Annotated in this window: 14 protein-coding genes and 1 riboswitch; of the genes, 5 read left to right on the plus strand and 9 right to left on the minus strand. The window is 72.2% G+C overall.

The window, feature by feature from the left end; translation table 11 throughout:
- Window positions 1-10 precede the first annotated feature (10 nt).
- From ACGF8B_RS15605 to ribD, 4 genes are read right to left on the minus strand one after another with little or no spacing between them, the layout of a single operon-like run.
- Complete coding sequence (locus ACGF8B_RS15605) at window positions 11-1,309, minus strand: bifunctional 3,4-dihydroxy-2-butanone-4-phosphate synthase/GTP cyclohydrolase II (protein ID WP_392738481.1); 1,299 nt, start codon at window positions 1,307-1,309, stop codon at window positions 11-13.
- Window positions 1,306-1,950, minus strand: a complete 645-nt coding sequence (locus ACGF8B_RS15610; RefSeq protein ID WP_342280513.1) for a nicotinamide mononucleotide transporter family protein — start codon at window positions 1,948-1,950, stop codon at window positions 1,306-1,308. Before ACGF8B_RS15610 ends, ACGF8B_RS15605 begins: the two co-directional genes overlap by 4 nt.
- Window positions 1,947-2,564, minus strand: coding sequence for a riboflavin synthase (locus tag ACGF8B_RS15615; protein ID WP_392738484.1), 618 nt, complete (start codon window positions 2,562-2,564; stop codon window positions 1,947-1,949). Before ACGF8B_RS15615 ends, ACGF8B_RS15610 begins: the two co-directional genes overlap by 4 nt.
- Window positions 2,565-3,665, minus strand: a complete 1,101-nt coding sequence (gene ribD, locus ACGF8B_RS15620; RefSeq protein WP_392738487.1) for a bifunctional diaminohydroxyphosphoribosylaminopyrimidine deaminase/5-amino-6-(5-phosphoribosylamino)uracil reductase RibD — start codon at window positions 3,663-3,665, stop codon at window positions 2,565-2,567.
- Window positions 3,666-3,825: 160 nt separating this feature from the next.
- A riboswitch (FMN riboswitch) is annotated at window positions 3,826-3,956 on the minus strand.
- A gap of 268 nt (window positions 3,957-4,224) precedes the next feature.
- On the opposite strand from ribD, the gene ACGF8B_RS15625 reads away from it, so the two are divergent.
- A complete protein-coding gene (locus ACGF8B_RS15625; RefSeq protein WP_392738490.1) occupies window positions 4,225-6,561 on the plus strand; it encodes a chitinase C-terminal domain-containing protein in 2,337 nt (778 codons plus the stop codon).
- A 100-nt stretch (window positions 6,562-6,661) separates the two neighbouring features.
- On the opposite strand, the gene ACGF8B_RS15630 is transcribed toward ACGF8B_RS15625, so the two are convergent.
- A complete protein-coding gene (locus ACGF8B_RS15630; protein ID WP_392738492.1) occupies window positions 6,662-7,885 on the minus strand; it encodes an ROK family protein in 1,224 nt (407 codons plus the stop codon).
- A gap of 173 nt (window positions 7,886-8,058) precedes the next feature.
- Between ACGF8B_RS15630 and ACGF8B_RS15635 the strand changes: the two genes are divergently transcribed.
- Together ACGF8B_RS15635 and ACGF8B_RS15640 are read left to right on the plus strand one after the other, a co-directional pair.
- Window positions 8,059-9,306, plus strand: coding sequence for an MFS transporter (locus tag ACGF8B_RS15635; RefSeq protein ID WP_392738495.1), 1,248 nt, complete (start codon window positions 8,059-8,061; stop codon window positions 9,304-9,306).
- 179 nt (window positions 9,307-9,485) lie between these two features.
- On the plus strand, window positions 9,486-10,886 hold the full coding sequence (locus ACGF8B_RS15640) for a uracil-xanthine permease family protein (RefSeq protein ID WP_392738497.1): 1,401 nt from the start codon (window positions 9,486-9,488) through the stop codon (window positions 10,884-10,886).
- 20 nt (window positions 10,887-10,906) lie between these two features.
- Here the strand turns inward: ACGF8B_RS15640 and ACGF8B_RS15645 are convergent, their stop codons facing one another.
- Window positions 10,907-12,490, minus strand: a complete 1,584-nt coding sequence (locus ACGF8B_RS15645; protein ID WP_392738500.1) for an FAD-dependent monooxygenase — start codon at window positions 12,488-12,490, stop codon at window positions 10,907-10,909.
- A gap of 119 nt (window positions 12,491-12,609) precedes the next feature.
- Here ACGF8B_RS15645 and ACGF8B_RS15650 point away from each other — a divergent pair, with 119 nt between their 5' ends.
- Together ACGF8B_RS15650 and ACGF8B_RS15655 are read left to right on the plus strand one after the other, a co-directional pair.
- Window positions 12,610-13,152: a CGNR zinc finger domain-containing protein gene (locus ACGF8B_RS15650; protein ID WP_392738503.1), complete on the plus strand. Its 543-nt coding sequence runs from the start codon at window positions 12,610-12,612 to the stop codon at window positions 13,150-13,152.
- 112 nt (window positions 13,153-13,264) lie between these two features.
- Window positions 13,265-13,996, plus strand: coding sequence for a DUF5995 family protein (locus ACGF8B_RS15655; RefSeq protein ID WP_392738505.1), 732 nt, complete (start codon window positions 13,265-13,267; stop codon window positions 13,994-13,996).
- A 282-nt stretch (window positions 13,997-14,278) separates the two neighbouring features.
- Here the strand turns inward: ACGF8B_RS15655 and ACGF8B_RS15660 are convergent, their stop codons facing one another.
- From ACGF8B_RS15660 to ACGF8B_RS15670, 3 genes are all read right to left on the minus strand, one after another.
- Window positions 14,279-15,211, minus strand: a complete 933-nt coding sequence (locus tag ACGF8B_RS15660) for a GNAT family N-acetyltransferase (RefSeq protein WP_392738507.1) — start codon at window positions 15,209-15,211, stop codon at window positions 14,279-14,281.
- Window positions 15,208-17,379, minus strand: a complete 2,172-nt coding sequence (locus tag ACGF8B_RS15665) for a peptidase C14 (protein ID WP_392738510.1) — start codon at window positions 17,377-17,379, stop codon at window positions 15,208-15,210. The genes ACGF8B_RS15660 and ACGF8B_RS15665 overlap by 4 nt, the downstream gene beginning before the upstream one ends.
- A gap of 63 nt (window positions 17,380-17,442) precedes the next feature.
- Window positions 17,443-18,282, minus strand: coding sequence for an SDR family NAD(P)-dependent oxidoreductase (locus ACGF8B_RS15670; RefSeq protein WP_392738513.1), 840 nt, complete (start codon window positions 18,280-18,282; stop codon window positions 17,443-17,445).
- Between the last annotated feature and the right edge of the window lie 122 nt (window positions 18,283-18,404).

Here is an 18,404-nt window from a genome sequence, read left to right on the forward strand (position 1 = left end):
CCGTGATTCGTTACTGGTTGCCGCAGGTCGACGCCTTGGCGGCGTCGAGCCAGGGCAGGTCGTGCCCCATGCGGTCGCGCTTGGTGCGCAGGTAGCGCAGATTGTGCTCGCCGGCCTGGACGGGCATCGGCTCGCGGCCGGTGACGGCGAGCCCGTGCCGCAGGATCGCGGCCGTCTTGTCGGGGTTGTTGGTCATCAGCCTCAGGCTGTGCACCCCGAGGTCCATGAGGATCTGGGCGCCGGCCGCGTAGTCCCGGGCGTCCGCGGGCAGGCCGAGCTCCAGGTTGGCGTCGAGGGTGTCGATGCCGCGCTCCTGGAGTTCGTAGGCGCGCAGTTTGGACAGCAGGCCGATGCCCCGGCCCTCGTGGCCGCGCAGATAGACGACGACACCGCGGCCCTCCTCGGTGATCCGCTCCATGGAGGCGTGCAGCTGGGGCCCGCAGTCGCAGCGCTGGGACTGGAAGATGTCTCCGGTCAGGCACTCGGAGTGGACCCGGACCAGGACGTCGTCGCCGTCCCCGAGGTCGCCGTGGACGAGGGCGACGTGTTCGACGCCGTCGGTGGTGGAGCGGTAGCCGTACGCGGTGAACGCGCCGAAGGCCGTCGGCAGCCGTACCTCGGCCTCGCGGCGGACGGTCGGCTCGGAGCTGCGGCGGTAGGCGATCAGGTCCTCGATGGAGATGATCGTGAGGCCGTGCTTGCGGGCGAACGGGACGAGCTGGGGCAGCCGCAGCATCACGCCGTCCTCGCCGGCGATCTCCACGATGGCCCCGGCGGGCCGCAGGCCGGCCAGCCGGGCGAGGTCGACGGCGGCCTCGGTGTGGCCGTTGCGGACCAGTACGCCGCCGGAGCGGGCGCGGAGCGGGAAGATGTGGCCGGGGCGTACGAAGTCGCCGGGGCCGGCCTCGCCGCCGGCCAGCAGCCGGAGCGTGGTGGCCCGGTCGGCGGCACAGATGCCGGTGGTGACGCCGTGGGCGGCGGACGCGTCGACGGTGACGGTGAAAGCGGTGCGCATCGACTCGGTGTTGTGGTCGACCATCTGCGGGAGCGCGAGCCGTTCCAGCTCGTCGTTCTCCATGGGTGCGCAGATCAGGCCGCGGCACTCGCTCATCATGAACGCGACGATCTCGGGGGTGGCCTTCTCGGCCGCGATGACGAGGTCGCCCTCGTTCTCCCGGTCCTCGTCGTCGACGACCACGACCGGCCGTCCGGCGGCGATGTCGCGGATCGCCTGCTCGACGGGGTCGAGGCGGAGGTCCTCCGCGGCGCTCGGGGGTTCCCGGTGCAACCAGGTGGGCTGGGCAGTCATGCCGTGGCTCCTTCCAGAGCGGGTGTCCGCGAACGCAGCCACCAGTCGCGCATGCCCCACAGGACCAGGGCGCCGTACACGACGTAGATGAGACCGGAGAAGGCGAGCCCGCTGTGGAAGTTCAGCGGTACGCCGACCAGGTCGACCAGCAGCCAGGCGAACCAGAACTCGACCATGCCGCGGGCCTGGGCGAGCATCGCCACGAGCGTGCCGGCGAATATGTACGCGTCCGCCCAGGGGCTCCAGGAGAGCGAGGGGAACGCGGTGAACAGGCCGCCGACGGCGAGGGTGCCGAGGGCGGCGCCGCCGAGCAGGTAGCCGCGCTCGCGCCAGGTGGCGAACCGTACGGCGATGGAGCCGTCCTGGGCCTGCTGCCGGCCCCGGGTCCACTGCTGCCAGCCCCAGACGGCCACGGCGATCACGACGACCTGCTTGCCGACGCTGCCCGCCTGGTGCACGGAGGCGTTGGCGGCGACCAGCACGACGCCGGACAGCAGCTGGGCGGGCCAGGTCCAGATCGAGCGGAGCCAGCCCAGGGTCAGGGCGATCAGCCCGACGGTGTTGCCGATCATGTCGGACCAGATGATGTGCTGCCCGAAGACGGTGAACGCCTCCGAGTTCAGCCAGTGCAGGGCGCTCACCGGACCGGCTCCCCGGGTTCCCGCGCGGTGTTGCCGAGCAGCCGCTCGACGTACTTCGCGATGACGTCCACCTCCAGGTTGACCGGGTCGCCGGGCTCCTTGATGCCGAGCGTGGTCAGGGCGAGGGTGGTGGGGATGAGACTGATGGTGAAGTAGTCGGATCCGGCCTCCACCACGGTGAGGCTGACGCCGTCGACGGTGATCGAGCCCTTCTCGACCACGTAGCGGCTCAGGTGCGCGGGGAGGGAGACCTTCACGATCTCCCAGTTCTCGGAGATCCTGCGCTCGACGATGTGCCCGGTGCCGTCGACATGGCCCTGGACGATGTGTCCGCCGAGCCGGCCGCCGACCGCCATGGGGCGTTCCAGGTTGACCCGGGATCCGGTGTCCAGGGCGCCGAGGCTGGACCGGTCGAGGGTCTCGGCCATGACGTCCGCGGTGAATTCGCCGTCGCCGAGGTCGACGACGGTGAGGCAGACGCCGTTGACGGCGATGGAGTCGCCGTGCTTGGCGCCTTCGGTGACCACTCGGCCGCGCAGGCGGAATCGGGAGGCGTCGGCGAGCTTCTCGACGGCGGCGACTTCACCCAGTTCTTCGACAATTCCGGTGAACACTCAGTTTCCCTTCCGGGCAGGGCCGGGGACGGCGGTGATGCGCAGATCGGGGCCGATGCGGACGGTCTCGGTCACATCGAGGCGCAACGCCCCGGCGATGGTGGAGATTCCGGCATCGGCGAGGGCCGCGGGGCCCGCGCCGAGGAGTACGGGGGCGAGATAGCCGACGACCTTGTCGACCGTTCCCGCGGCGACGAAGGCCCCGGCCAGGGTCGGGCCGCCTTCGAGGAGTACGGAGCGGATGCCGCGCCCGTGCAGGGCACGGAGCAGGGCGGGGATGTCCAGGCCGGGGCCGTGGGCGGCACGCGGCAGCCGCAGGACGGCGGCTTCGGGCAGGTGTCCGGCGTCGGCGTCCTCGGCGACGGCGATCAGGGTGGGTGCGGTGTCGTCGAGGACCCGGGCTCCGGGGCGTACGGCGGTGGCGCCGGTGTCGACGACCACCCGCAGCGGCTGCGCGGCGTCCTCGATGCCGCGTACGCCGAGCTGCGGGTCGTCGGCGCGGGCGGTGCCGGAGCCGACCACCACGGCGTCGGCCTCGGCGCGCAGCCGGTGGACGTCGGCGCGGGAGGCGGCGGAGGTGATCCAGCGGCTGGTGGCGTCGGCGGCCGCGATCCGGCCGTCGAGGGTCGCCGCGTACTTCCACAGGACGTACGGACGGCCCAGGCGCACCGAGGTGAGCCAGGCCGCGTTGCCCGCTTCGGCCTCGTCCGCCAGGAGCCCCTGCTCGGCCTTGATCCCGGCCGCGCGCAGGGTGTCGCCACCGCCGGTGGCCTGCGGGTCCGGGTCGCCGACGGCGTAGACGACGCGGGCGAGGCCGGCCTCGGTGAGCGCCTGGGCACAGGGGCCGGTGCGGCCGGTGTGGTTGCAGGGTTCGAGGGTGACGTAGGCGGTGCCGCCCCGGGCCCTCTCGCCCGCCTCGCGCAGGGCGTGGATCTCGGCGTGCGGTCCGCCGGCCCGCTGGTGGAAGCCTTCTCCGGCCTGTCGGCCCGCGGCGTCGAGGATGACGCAGCCGACGACGGGGTTGGGGCTGGTGGAGCCGAGACCGCGGGCGGCGAGCGTGATCGCACGGCGCATGGCGGTGATGTCGGCTGCGGTGTCCACCGGGTCCTCCTGCCTCTTCGGGCACGGACTCCGGGGCCTGTCGATGACGACAGATGAAGCGGGAACACCACGGGGGAACGCCGGAAAAGCCGGAAAACACGGATGGATCGGTCGCCCGAAAAACCATCCGCCGACGGCGGCGTACCCGCGAAACGGCCCGCCGCGCACTGCCTCCCATCCGGACTTTAACCGTCGGTCCAGGAATCTCACCTGGTCAACCGGCCGCTGGATGCGGACGGGTCGCGGACTATAACCGCCGGTTCGGAATTGCACCGACCCCGGAGTGCGCTGCTGCTGGTACACGATCAGTGTGCCACGCCCGGCGGTGGGCCATGCGGGTGAGTGTCTGTGGACTGGCTCACAGGGAACATCCGGCGGACGGCCCGGCGGAAGAAGTTGACCCTTAAAGGTCCAGACCTATTGACGCACTGGTCTAGTCCTTTTAATCTCTGCGTCACCTCCGAGGAGCGGCCCCGCGGTGTGCGCACATCCGGGGCACCGACACGCCCCACCCCCTTGTCAGTCGTGTTCTGCCGAACCTCCCCGGGAGGAACCGAACGTGCTGTCCCCCACTCGTGCGAGAGCCACCCTGCTCACGGTCGGCGCAGCCGTCGCCGGTCTGCTGATGGGCTCGCTCGCCGCCACCCCGTCGGCCGCCGCCGACCAGGAGTCCTGTCGCCCCGACGGGCTCTACGAGACGCCCGGCGTCGCCGTCCCCTACTGCTCCGTCTACGACACCGAGGGCCGCGAGAGGATGGGCGCCGACCACCAGCGGCGGGTCATCGGATACTTCACGGACTGGCGGACCGGCAAGGACGGCAGACCCGCCTATCTCGTCCCCGACATCCCCTGGGACAAAGTCACCCATTTGAATTACGCGTTCGCCCATGTCGACGGCGCCAACAAGCTCTCGGTCGGCGCCGACGGGCCGGACAACGCCTCGACCGGCATGACCTGGCCGGGTGTCGCGGGCGCCGAGATGGACCCGGACCTCGCCTACAAGGGCCATTTCAACCTGCTGAGCAAGTTCAAGAAGAAGCACCCGAACGTGAAGACCATGGTGTCGGTGGGCGGCTGGGCCGAGACCGGCGGCTACTTCGACGACAGCGGCAGGCGGGTGGACTCCGGCGGCTTCTACTCGATGGCGACCAACACCGACGGCTCGGTCAACCAGGCCGGTATCGACACCTTCGCCGACTCCGCCGTCGCGTTCGTCGAGAAGTACGGCTTCAACGGCGTGGACATCGACTACGAGTACCCCACGACCATGAAGGACTCGGGCAACCCGCTGGACCGGACGCTCTCCAACGCGCGCCGGGCCGGTCTGGTCAAGGGCTACGCCGCGCTGATGAAGACGCTGCGCGAGAAGCTCGACCGGGCGTCCGCCGCCGACGGCACGCACTACCTGCTGAGCGTGGCAGCGCCCTCGTCCGGCTATCTGCTGCGCGGGATGGAGACCTTCCAGGTCCAGAAGTACCTGGACTACGTCAACATCATGTCGTACGACCTGCACGGTGCCTGGAACGAGTACGTCGGTCCCAACGCCGCGCTCTTCGACGACGGGAAGGACGCCGAACTCGCCCAGGCGGGCGTCTACTCGACCTCGCAGTACGGCGGCACCGGCTACCTCAACACCGACTGGGCGTACCACTACTTCCGCGGTTCGATGCCGTCCGGCCGGATCAACATCGGCCTGCCGTACTACACCCGCGGTTTCAAGAACGTGCAGGGCGGCACGGACGGGCTGTGGGGCCGGGCCGCCACCACCGACTGCCCGGCCGGCGCTGGTCTGACCAAGTGCGGTGACGGCGCCGTCGGCATCGACAACCTCTGGCACGACCTGGACACCGCGGGCAAGGAGTCGCCCGCCGGTTCCAACCCCATGTGGCACGCGAAGAACCTGGAGAAGGGGGTCGTCGGCGACTACGTCACCGACTACGGATTCCCCGCCGACACGAAGCTGACCGGCACCTACGCCCGCAAGTACGACTCGACGCTGGTCGCGCCCTGGCTCTGGAACGCCGAGAAGAAGGTCTTCCTGTCCACCGAGGACGAGGAGTCGGTCGCCGCGAAGGCCGACTACGTCGTCGACAGGGGCATCGGCGGCACCATGATCTGGGAACTCGCGGGCGACTACGGCTGGAACGCCGCCAAGGGCCAGTACGAGCCGGGCGCCACGCTGACCTCGGCGATGTACGACAGGTTCAAGTCGGCCACCCCGTACGGCGCGAAGCGGTCCACCATCGATCTGCCCACCGAGGCGCTCGACATCGATGTGTCCTTCGGCCAGTTCCCGCTCGGCGACTCCAACTACCCGATCAGCCCCAAGCTGAGGATCACCAACAACACGAGGGCGACCCTGCCCGGCTCCACGGAGTTCCGGTTCGACTACGCGACGTCCGCGCCGGCCAACGCCAAGGACCAGTCGGGCTTCGGCACGACGATCGTGCGCAGCGACCACACCGCCGCCGACAACATCGGCGGGCTCAGGGGCGACTACAACCGGGTCTCGCTGAAGCTGCCGGCCTGGCAGAGCCTGGCCCCCGGCGCCTCGGTCGAGCTCGACTTCGTCTACTACCTGCCCACCTCGACTCCGTCGAACTGGACGGTGGCCTTCGGCGGGAAGTCGTACGCCCTCGCCGCCGACCTGGCGCGCGGCACCACCCCGGTCGACCCCGGCACCGGGACGTCGACCCCCTCGCCGGACCCGTCGACCGGCCCGGAGCCCGGTGGCGGCGGCTGCACCGCGCCCGTCTGGAGCGCGGGCTCCGAGTACGGCGCCGGTACGGCCGTCTCCCACGGCACGCACCAGTGGAGGGCCAAGTGGTGGACGAAGGGCGAGGAGCCCGGTTCCACCGGTGACTGGGGGGCCTGGCAGGACCTCGGGGGCTGCTGACGCCCCTCCCGCAGCCGCCCGGCGGTGACCGGTCCGCCCCCGGTCACCGCCGGGCTCTCCGCCGTCCGGGGCCGGGGTCCTTCGTTCGGTGCAGGCCGGATCAGCGAGCCCGGCGTGATCCGGACGGGAGGCCCTGACCCGCCGGTGCGAACAGCTCGTCCTGGGCCGCGTCCCGGGCGGCGAGCAGCGCGCCGCGGAGCACCGCCGCGCCGCCCAGCAGGCCGGCCCTGACCTCGGTGCGCAGCGGTGACATCCGGGTCAGCCGTTCCTCGACCCGTGCCGCGAGGTCGGCCCCGCCCGCGTGGCCGACCTCGCCCGCCAGCAGCACACAGCCCGGGTCGAGGACCGAGGCGACGGCGGCGGCGCCCAGCGCGAGGCGTTCGGCGAGGGTGTCCAGGAACGCCTCGTGGTCCCCCTCCCCGGCCAGTGCGGCCCGCACCGCCGACGCCGCTCCCGGTTCCTTGTCGCCCTCGGCCTCGCCCGGGGGCACGGCGATGCCGTGGGCGGCGGCCAGTTCACAGACCGGGGCGGAGCCGACCAGGGAGTGGAAGCCGCCGTCGCAGTTGAGCGCGGACGGCGCACCGGCCGTCCCGGGCACCGGCAGGAAGCCGATCTCGCCCGCTCCGCCGGAGGCTCCCCGGCGCAGTTTCCCGTCCAGCATGACGGCGGCCCCGACACCGTGGCCGAGCCAGAAGAGCACGAAGGTGTCGCGGTCGGCGGCCGCTCCGCCCCGGTGTTCGGCGACCGCTGCGAGGTTGGTCTCGTTCTCGACCAGCACGGTCGCGGGCAGCCGCTGCTGGAGCACCCGCACCAGCCGCCGGTGCCAGGCGGGCAGCCCGCTGGTGTCGCGCAGCTCGCCGGTGACCGGGTCGATCAGTCCGGGCGCTCCGATACCGACGCTGTGCAGCGGGCCGGCGCCGGCCTCGCGCGCGGTGCGCTCCAGGAGCGCGGCGGCCTGTTCGGCGGCGGCCTCGGTGTCGGTGTCGCTGCCGATGGGCAGGGTGGCCTCGGCGAGGGTGGTGCCGACGAGATCGGCGACGACCACGGCGACACTGCGGGTGCGTACGTCGAGCGCGGCGAGATGGGCCCGGTCGGCGGCGATCCCGTACAGCCGGGCATTGGGGCCGCGGCGCTCGGCGCCGGCCTCGCCGACGACCCTGATCAGACCGGCTCCCTGGAGCCGTTCGACGAGGTCGGCGACGGTGGGCCGGGAGAGGCCGGTCAGGGCCTTCAGCTGCGTGGCCGTCAGCGGGCCGTCCTGCTGGAGCAGTCGCAGGGCGAGCCGGTCGTTGATGGCCCGTGCGGTGCTCGGTGATGCGGGCATGCCGGGATCCTTCCAGATCGCTGACGTACGGATCGCTGACGTACTCGACGTACGGACCCACTATTTATCAGGCAGGGTTCCTGATAGTTTACTGCGCGCACCGTGGAGACGGGCACCGGGACCACCGGAGACAGCGAATTCCGAGAGAGACTCCCAGGGGAGGGCACGGCGGTATGACAGCGGATTCCACAGACGCGGGCTTCGGCATGGCGCAGGTGAGGCGGGCCAGGTTCGCCGTCGCCGCGGTCTTCACCGTGCACGGCGCGGTGACCGGCAGTTTCGCCACCCGGGTGCCCTGGATCCAGGACCACGCCGGGGTCAGCGCCGGCCAGCTCGGCCTGGCTCTCGCCTTCCCGGCGATCGGCGCCTCGCTCGCGATGCCGCTGGCCGGCGCGATCAGCCATCGCTTCGGCGCGAAGACCGCACTTCGCGGACTGCTCGCCCTGTGGACGCTGGCGCTGGTCCTGCCCGCGCTGGCACCCAACCTGCTGACGCTGTGCGCCGCGCTCTTCGTGTACGGGGCCTCGGCCGGCATGTCGGACGTGGCGATGAACGCCCTCGGCGTCGAGGTGGAGAACCGCCTGGACAAGTCGATCATGTCCGGGCTGCACGGGATGTGGAGCGTGGGCGCCCTGATCGGTTCGGCGGCGGGAACAGTGGCCGCGCATCTGGGCACCGACGCCCGGCTGCACCACACCCTGGCCGCCCTGGTGCTCACCGCGCTCGGCCTGATCGCCTGCCGGGACGTACTGGATCTGCGCAGCGAACCGGACGAGGAGCCGCCACCGCGCTTCACGCTGCCGCCGAAGTCGGCGCTGATCATCGGCGCGGTGGGCTTCTGCGCGGTGTTCGCGGAGGGCGCCAGTCTGGACTGGTCGGCGGTGTATCTGCGGGACATCATGGACACCTCCGCGGGGCTCGCCGCGGCGTCCACGACGGCGTTCGCGCTGACCATGGCGGTCGCCCGGATCGCCGGTGACAAGGTCGTCGACCGCTTCGGCGCGGTCCGGACCGTACGGGTCGGCGGGGTGCTCGCGACGGTCGGCGGGCTGCTCGTGGTCGCCTCGCCCGACGCCGTCCTGGCGATGTGCGGCTTCGGGCTCCTCGGCCTCGGTGTGGCCGTGGTCGTGCCGCTGGCCTTCGCGGCGGCCGGGCGCAGCGGTCCGAACCCGAGCCAGGCGATCGCGGGCGTCGCCACCATCACGTACACCTCCGGGCTGATCGCCCCGTCCGCGATCGGCTCGCTGGCCGAGGCGACCTCGCTGGTCGTGTCGTTCGGCCTGGTGACGGTGCTGGCGTTCGGCCTGGTGCTGGGGGCGGGGGTGCTGCGGGCGGGCGACCGCCGGGCGGCGCCGGCCTCCGACGCGGGTGCCCCGGACGCCGGTCCCCGAAGTCCGGCGGCCACCGAGCCGCGTCCCTGACCGGTCGCGGTGGCGGGCGGGCCCGCTCCCCCGCCTCACCTGCGCCGTCCGCGTCCGGGAGGGCCCGGCCCGGCCGCGAACACCTCATGGTCCGGCATTACCATGGCGCTGATCATTTCTGCGGCAGCGACGTGCCCGGCGAGGCGCTCGGCTCCGCACCCAACACTCAGGGAGCGACCATGGGCCTCGGCGTGCGCTGGACCTTGCACGGCGACGGGAAGACCCCCGCCCCGGGAGCCGTGGTCAGGCCGGACGAACGGCTCACCTGGCCCCGTACGTTCGGGCTGGGCGCCCAGCACGTGGTCGCCATGTTCGGGGCGTCGTTCGTCGCGCCGGTGCTCATGGGTCTGGACCCGAACCTGGCGATCATGATGTCGGGTGTCGCGACGGCCATCTTCCTGCTGGCCACCCGCGGCCAGGTGCCCAGCTACCTCGGCTGTTCGCTCTCCTTCGTCGGGGTCGCGGCGACGATCCGGGCGAGCGGCGGCAGCAGTGCCGTGGTCACCGGTGCGGTCTTCGTCGTCGGCGCGGCGCTCTTCCTCGCCGGTCTCGCGGTGCAGCGGTTCGGCGCCCGGATCATCCACGCGGCGATGCCGCCGGTGGTCACCGGCGCGGTCGTGATGCTGATCGGTTTCAACCTGGCTCCGGTCACCGCGTCGACGTACTGGCCGCAGGACCAGTGGACGGCCCTGCTGGTGATGCTGTTCACCGGACTGGCCGTAGTGTGCCTGCGCGGTTTCTTCTCGCGCATCGCGATCTTCCTCGGCCTGGTCTTCGGGTACGCGCTGTCCTGGGTCCTCGACCGGGTCTTCGGCAAGATCCACTCCCCGGCCGGCGGCGCGGAGGCCGTGGACCACTGGCGGCTCGACCTGTCGGGTGTAGCCAAGGCCGACTGGATCGGGCTGCCGTCCTTCCACGCGCCGAGCTTCGAGTGGTCGGCGATCCTGGTCGCCCTGCCGGTGGTCATCGCGCTGATCGCGGAGAACGCCGGGCACGTGAAGGCCGTCGGCGAGATGACCGGCGCCTCGCTGGACGACAAGCTGGGCACCGCGATCGCCGCCGACGGCGCCGCGTCGATGCTGTCGACCGCGGTGGGCGGTCCGCCGAACACCACGTACTCGGAGAACATCGGCGTGATGGCCGCGACCCGGGTCTACTCCACCGCCGCGTACTGGGCCGCCGCCTGCTTCGCCCTGCTCTTCGGCCTCTGCCCCAAGTTCGGCGCGGTCGTCGCCGCCATCCCCGGCGGGGTGCTCGGCGGCATCACCGTCATCCTCTACGGCATGATCGGCCTGCTCGGCGCCCAGATCTGGCTGAACGCCAAGGTCGATCTGCGCAACCCGCTGAACCTGGTGCCGGCCGCCGCGGGCATCATCATCGGCGTCGGCGGGGTCAGCCTGAAGATCACCGACAACTTCGAACTGAGCGGGATCGCGCTCGGCACCATCGTGGTGATCACCGGCTATCACGTGCTGCGCGCCTTCGCGCCGGCACATCTCAAGACCCAGGAGCCCCTGCTGGACTCGGGCACGTCGGCGTACGACGACGAAGCCGCCCGGAAGCCCGACGAGAAGCCGTAGGGCCTCCCGCCGGGGGGCGCTCACCCGGCGGACAGGATGCGGCGCAGGGTCATGGCGAGCGCCGGGCGCGAGGAGCCGGGTGCGACCAGGGCGACATGCCCGTCGGGACGTACGAGGACGGCGCCGTCCGCTTCCGCCGTGCCGCGGAGCCCGGCCCACTGTCCGGGCACTGCTTCCCGCTGCGCCCCGGTGTCGAGGGCGCGGGCGACGACCGGGATGCCGGTCGCCGCGCGGACGGCATCGGCCTCCTGCCGCCAGGCCGGGCTGTCCGTCCTGGTGAGGAGGGTGAAACCGGGGCCGACGAGGTCGAGCGTGGAGGTGACTCCGGGCGGCCCGCCGACCAGCCGGACGTGCGGTGCCCGCCGGCCGGGGGCGCAGTCCGGGTGGAGGCCCGTGGGATCCAGCGCGGTGGCACGGCCGTCCGTTCCGGTGCCGGTGACGACGGCGGTGGAGCGATAGTCGGCGGTCAGCAGGAGTTCGTCGTCGATGCGGTAGCCCGTGCGGTTGCGGGCGTTGTCGGTGGAGATGTCGAGGATCTGGCGGGCGACCGGCCGTCGTTCGGCCTCGTAGGTGTCGAGCAGGGCTTCGCCGGCGTGTCCGGCGACGACGGCAGCGAGCTTCCAGGCGAGATTGTCGGCGTCCCCGATGCCGGTGTTCATTCCGTGCCCGCCGGACGGCGGGATCGCGTGGGCCGCGTCGCCCGCCAGCAGCACGCGCGAGCCGCGGTAGGCGGCGGCGAGCCGGGCGTCCATCCGCCAGGTCATCGTGGAACGCACGGTCACGTCCAGGTCGGGGATGCCCGCCGCGGTGCGGATGAGCCGGGCCAGGTCACCGTGGTCGGAGAGGTCCGGCCACTGTTCCTTCTCCGGGCCCAGCGGGTGCTGGTAGATCCAGTGCCGGTCGTTGTCGACGGCCATGAAGCCACCGCCTCCCGGCACCGTGAGGAAGTACGAGGCGCTCGCGCGGTCGGCCACGGCCTCGCCCAGCGGCGCCTCGAAGCGGACGCTGAGGTACCGGCCCAGACCGGTGGGGCCCTCCATCGCGATTCCCGCCCCGGTGCGTACGGTGCTTGAGGCGCCGTCGCAGCCGACGACCCAGTCCGCGCGCACGGAGTGCCGGTCCCCGGTGGCGGTGTCCTCGACCGCGGCCGTCACGCCGTGGCCGTCGTCGGCCAGGGACAGCAGCCGCATGCCGAACCGGACCCGCGAACCGGCCAGGTCCTGGGCGCGCCGCCGGAGGATGGGCTCCAGCACGTCCTGGGAGCAGATCAGGCCCGGTGACGGGGTGTGCTCCTGCTCGTCCTCCAGTGGGCCGTGCGCCAGTCCGGTCCGGACGAAATCCGGATCGACGAGGTCGCGGCCCCGGTAGAAGAAGACCTGGGACGCCGGGAGGCCGGCCTCCCGGATGCGCTCCTCCAGGCCCATCCGCCGGAAGATCTCCATGGACCGTGCCGACACTCCGCGTGCCTTCGGGTGGCTCGACGTCTTCGGGCGGGCCTCGACCAGCAGGTGGTCGACGCCGTGGCCGGACAGCAGGGCCGACATGGTCAGGCCGACCGGTCCGCCCCCGACCAGCAGTACGGACACCTTCGACGGAACAGTCATGATTCTCCCCGTGCACATGCGCGATCGACCAGGTAACGACTAACTTCTGAAATTGACGTTACCATGAGGTCGGGCAGCACGCGCGGAGCAGCAGCACGGCGCAGAGCAGAGGAGACGCGATGAGCGGCAATGGACCCGGTGACGACAACCCCCGCGGCCTGTACTTCCTGACCGACCTGATCAACACGGTCCAGGACGACGTCCCGGCGAGCGCGGCCGATCTGCAGGCCGTGGTGGAACGCCACGGCGGCCCGCCCCTCGCCCTCACCGGGACCGCCGCAGGGGAACTGCGGGACGCCGCGGCGTCGCTCGTCGGGATTCTGGAGCTGAGCGACGAGGACCGTGCGGCCGACGCGATCAACGATCTGCTCGACCGCTACCCGGCCCGTCCCCGCCTGGTCCGTCTGCCCGGACGCCCCTGGTCGCTCCACTCCCGGGCGCCCGAGGGCACGGAACCAGCACGCTGGCTCCTGTCCACGGCCGCCCTCGCGCTCGCGCTCTGGTTCAGCGAGCGCGGGTACTGCGCCTGGGGACGGTGCGCGGCACCCGGATGCCGCAACTACTTCGTCGACACCGGCCGCCGGTCGCCGCAGCGCTACTGCTCGCCCCGCTGCGGGACCCGCGTACGCGTCGCCGCGCACCGAGCGCAGCGCGATCAGTGAGCCGGTCCGCCCGGCCGCGCCCCCGGCACGGCGGAGCGGGGCCGTTCGCCCATTGAGATGAACCCCCGGCCCGGCGCTGCCGTGGCGGGTGCCCGGCTGGAACGCTGCCCGCATGGCGCAGTACGAGCAGACGCAGGAGCTCCCGGCGGGAGACGGACCGGTCCTCACCGCTGCCCCCGGCATCGACCGGGTGATCGGCCGGATGCGGGCGCTCCGCCCCGTCCGGCCGCCGGTGGGCGGGGCGGAGGACGGGGTGGCCGTCTTCCACCGCGTCTATCTGACGGTCACCGAGACCGTCGGGCGGCAGATCACCGGTGGCGCGTTCCCGGACCGGCGGGCCGCCGCCACGCTGGATGTGCGGTTGGCCGAGCGCTACCTGGCGGTGATCGACGCCGCGGCGGGAGAGCGGACGCCCGACTGCTGGCGTCCGCTCTTCCAGTACCGCCACCATCCGGGCGTACGGCCGCCGCAGTTCGCCCTGTCCGGCATCAACGCGCACATCGGCCACGACCTGCCGCTCGCGGTGGTGGACACCTGCCGCACGCTGGGCTGCGCCCCGCCCGATCTGGAGGAGGAGTTCGACCGGGTGGGCGATCTTCTGCTGATGCTGGAGGAGCGGATCCGGGAGGATCTGCTGCCGGGCCCCGAACTGCTGGAACTGGCGGACCCGCTCACCCATCTGTTCGGCTCGTGGAGCCTGGAACGGGCCCGCGAGGCGGCCTGGTCGACGGCGCTGGTGCTCTGGCGGCTGCGTGAGGTTCCGCTGCTCGCCGAGGAGTTCCGCCGCCGGCTGGACGCGGGGGCGGGGCTGGTGGGGCGTTTTCTGCTCACGCCCTGCCGCTGACGGCGAGCCCGCCCCGGGAGGGGCGCCGTACGCCCCTCCCGGGGTCTTCCGTCCGGATCATGCCGGGATCCGCGTGCCCCGGTGCCCGGTCCGGCCCGATCCGAACGAAGGGCCCGGGGCCGTGCCCGCGAAGTCCCGCCCTGCCCGCGAAGTCCTGCCTGGCTCGCGAAGTCCCGCCCGGCTCGCGAAGTCCCGCCCGCCTCGCGACGCCCCGCCCGCCTCGCGAAGTCCCGCCTGGGTCGCGACGCCCTCCGGCGTACGGCGGGACGTTACGGACACGGCCTAGAAGCAGTCGCCGTACCAGTGGACCGCGCCGGGTGCCGTGACCGTGGCACGCACCGATTCCTCGGTGGCGTGCAACGGGCGTGCCATGCCCACTCGCTCGGTCACCCGCCAGGTGTCCGCCAGCAGCACCGGCAGCGCGGCCCGGACCCCGGGACCGTCGGGGAGCCGGACCCGGGCCCGGCTCAGACCGGCCGCCCTGCCCCGTTCTCCGGCGGCGGCGAACAGCCCTTCCAGGCTCTCGGGGGCGCCCGCGAACTCCCGCACCTCCAGGTACTCCCCTTCGTGCCCGGCCACCAGCCAGCCGGCGAGCGCCCCCGACACGGGGTCCTGGGCCACCAGCGACCGGTCGAGCGGCCCGTACCAGGCGGGCACCCGCACCGCCCAGTCCTCGGCCGCCCGCACCGAGCTGAGCGGCCGGTCCGCGTTGTACGCCCGGTGCAGGGCGGCCACCTCGGCGGTGTCCCGCACGGTGGCCGGGCGGATCCGGAATTCCCCGGCGGCGGGCGAGGGCGCGAGGGTTCCCTCGGTGTACGTGCCGGCGAACTCCTGCCATCCCGAGCCCCGGTAGACGCCCGGTGTCCCGGTGAACAGCAGCGACCAGGCGCACCCTTCGGCCGTCATGGTGTGCTCCGCCGCCTCCAGCAGCCGGCGCACCAGCCCCTGGCCGCGGGCCTCGGGGCGGGTGGCGACGCTGCCGATGCCGCCGACCCGCTGCGGGGTGCCGTCCGCGTCGCGGATCAGCCTCGGTACGTAGACGACGACCGCGTCGATCCCCTCTCCGTCCGCGCCCTGCGCGACGAAGGTGTGACGGTGGCGGTCCGGGTCGAGGGCGTGCAGGTCGGCGATCTGCGGGGCGTCGAAGCAGCGCCGCCACAGGGCGGCCAGGGCCGGGTCGTCGGCCGGGGTGGCGGTGCGGATCGTGGCGGTCACAGGATCAGGTTCCCGTCCGTGCGCACCTTGTCGCCGTCGGCCGGCATCGCGCTGCGCTTCGTGCCGTCCTCGACACACGTGGTGTGCAGGACCGAGGCCAGGGCGTCCGGAGCGAGGTGGAGGGTGCCGCCGGTGAAGCGGCTGCCGGTCGCCGCGTAGTGGTTCGTCCCGTCGGCGATGCGGACATGGGCGGTGTCCGGGCCGGAGGCGGAGCTGCTGAGACCGTTGATGTCCCAGGTGGTCCGCCCCTCGCCGACGGCCCGGCCGAGCAGCGCCCGGGCCTTGTTGCTGCCGGTGAGGCGGGTGCCGCCGGTGACGGTGATCCGCTGGTCGCGCACGGCACTGAGTTCGATGCCGGTGTTGTCGTAGCTGCCGCCGTCGATCCGCAGATCCGCCGAACCGACCGAGATCGGGGCCGCGTTCTCCGCACCGGTGACCGTGCAGTCGGTGAAGTGGACGGGGCCCGCCCCGCGCAGGATCGCACCGTCGACGCCCTTGAACGTGCAGCGTACGAAGTGCACGGGCGCGGTGACCGGGGTCTGGACGAGGACGGCTCCGGCGGGCGGCTCGAAGGAGCAGTCGCTGATGGTGGTGGGCCGGGTGGAACGCGCGGAGCGCTGGGCGACCGCGAAGGTCTTCGCGGTGCAGCCGCGCACCTGGGCGCCGTCGGCGTTGACCGTGAGGGTGCCGGCCTGGTCGAAGGTGGGGCGGGCGATCACCGTGATGTCTTCGAGGGTCAGGTCGGTGATCTTGGTGTTGGCGGTGAACCAGGAGCAGACATGTCTGCGCACCGTGATCCTCTTCGCCGAAATGCCCCACTGCGCACCGGAGTTGGCGATGTCCATCAGGCCGGAGTTGCCGTCGAAGAGCAGATCGTGCTCGTACTGCCCGTGCGTGGTGAAGGGGTTGCCGCCCGCGTCGTCGCCGTCTCCGTGGCAGTTCACGACGGTGCAGTACGCGGAGGCGGTGAGGTCGTTGAGGTGGCGGACATTGCTGGTCGTGCAGTCCGCGACCCGTCCGTACAGGCAGTAGATCTGCTGGGTGAGGTATCCCGCGCCGCCGTACTCGACGGTGGGCGGGTTCTTCAGGGAGCAGTCCTCGGTGCGGAAGCGGGTGCACCAGCGGCGCATGACGACCGGCCAGAAGGTGCCGGTGGCGTGGATGCCGGAGACGTCGCAGCCCACGGCGTACTCGAAGCTGACCGGGTGGGAGCCGGTGTACTCGTCGGGGCCGGCGCCCTCGAAGACCATGTTGCGGATGTGGGTGTCCCGGACCGGTTCGACGCGGGTCCAGGTGAGGTTGCGGCCGGCGGCGAGTTCCCAGCCGTTGAGGTAGCCGATCCGGATGTGTCCGGCGTCGACGATCTCGGTGATCTCGACCAGCTTCTGCAGTTCGCGCTCGTCACCGCCCCCGCCCGCGACCGGGTCCACCTGCACGGTCCACCACTGCCCGACCGCGAACGCCTTGGCGTCGGGGACCGGGAAGGTGTCGGTCAGCTCGATGACCTTGCCGGGGAGCGCGTGCTTGACGGTGGTGTCGGTGACGGTGCCGCGGAAGGAGAGGACGGCGCCGAAGGGGTTGTCGTGGGTGTTCTTCTCGATGCCTTCGGTGCGTATGCGGTGGCCGCCGAAGTCGAGTTCGATGTGGGAGCGGTCGAAGAGGTGGCGTCGGGTGAACAGGAGGTCGGTGTGGGCTTCGATGCGGTGGACGCCCGGGTCGGCGATCATGGCGTCGAGGGCGGCGTCGGCGGGGGTCTTGGCGTCGAAGTGGCCGAAGGTGCGGAAGTCGAGGGTGCCGGTGTGGAGCTGGTGCCAGCGGCCGGTCTTCGCGTTCTGCGGGGCGATGACGGTGCCGCCGTTGTGTGCGGCGGTGGACTTCCTGTCCCAGCGCACGGCCATGGTGCCGCCGTCGCCGGGGGTGCGGTAGCCGGCGATCAGGACCTGGGTGCCGTCGTCGAGGGGTTTGGTGTTCAGCGCGCGCAGTGCTGCGACCGTGTCGACACGGAGTACCTCGCCGGTGTGCGACGGCGCGGCCTGGGCGGAACCGGCGGCCACGGCCGAACCGGCCACGACCAGACCGGCCAGCCCCGAAGCCCGAAGCAGATTCCGACGGGACGAAGCAGCGGGTGAAGCAGAGGGCTGAGCGGGGGACGATGCGTTGACGGACATGTCGGAGGCGCTCCTCGCGTTGTCGATGCGTGCTCGGGGGAACCGACTGCCGGTCGGTCGCGGTCAGATCGTGTTGCGGTACGGCGGCATGAAACGCATCCGCGGCATCTGGTCGGCCAGCACTCCCCCGTCGACGACGATGCGGGCCCCGGTGAGATACGCCCCGGCGTCGGAGGCGAGCAGCAGCAGCGCGCCCACGCATTCGTCGGGCTGCGCGTACCTGCCGAGCGGGATGCGCTCGCGGTACGCGGATTCGAAGGCCTCCCGGTCGAAGGGGAATTCGCCGTCGATGGGGGTCTCGACCATGCCGGGGGCGAGGGTGTTGGCGGTGATGCCGTGCGGGGCGAGCTCGACCGCGAGGGTCTCGGTGAGCAGTTGGGCGGCGGCCTTGGAGGCGTTGTAGTGGGCCAGGCCGGCCTCCGCCACCAGGGCGTTCTTCGAGGTGATGGTGATGATGCGGCCGGCGACCGAGTCCGCCGTCATGTGTTCGGCGATGCGCTGGCTGAGGAAGAAGACGGCGTCGACGTTGACCCGCATGATGTGCGACCAGCTCGCCGGGGTGATCTCGTTGAAGCGCTCCAGCGCCGCGGTGCCCGCGTTGTTGACCAGGATGTGCAGCGGGCCCGTCTCGGCGCGTACGGCGTCGACGAAGCCGGGCAGCGCGTCGATGTCCGCGAGGTCCTGGCCGTAGGTGCGGCACCGGCGGCCGAGTGCCTCGATCGCCGCCGCGGTCTCGGCGACGCCCTGGGCCCCGGGCAGGTCGACGAGGACCAGATCGGCGCCCGCCTCCGCGAGGCCGACGGCGAAGGACCGGCCGAGGCCGCGGGCGGCCCCGGTCACGACCGCGGTGCGGCCGGTCAGATCGAAGCGGTCGGTTCCGCGGGGCGGGACGGCTGCGGTCATGGCGGGGTTCCTCCAGGCGGAGCGGTACGGAGAGGGGTGTGTCGGCTCCGGTACTGGTCGCCGGAGGGGTCCGGGCCGCCGCGCTGGGACACATGGGTGATGGCGCGGCGGCCCGGCTGCCG

Source organism: Streptomyces sp. NPDC047917 (assembly GCF_043204345.1).
GTDB lineage: Bacteria > Actinomycetota > Actinomycetes > Streptomycetales > Streptomycetaceae > Streptomyces > Streptomyces sanglieri.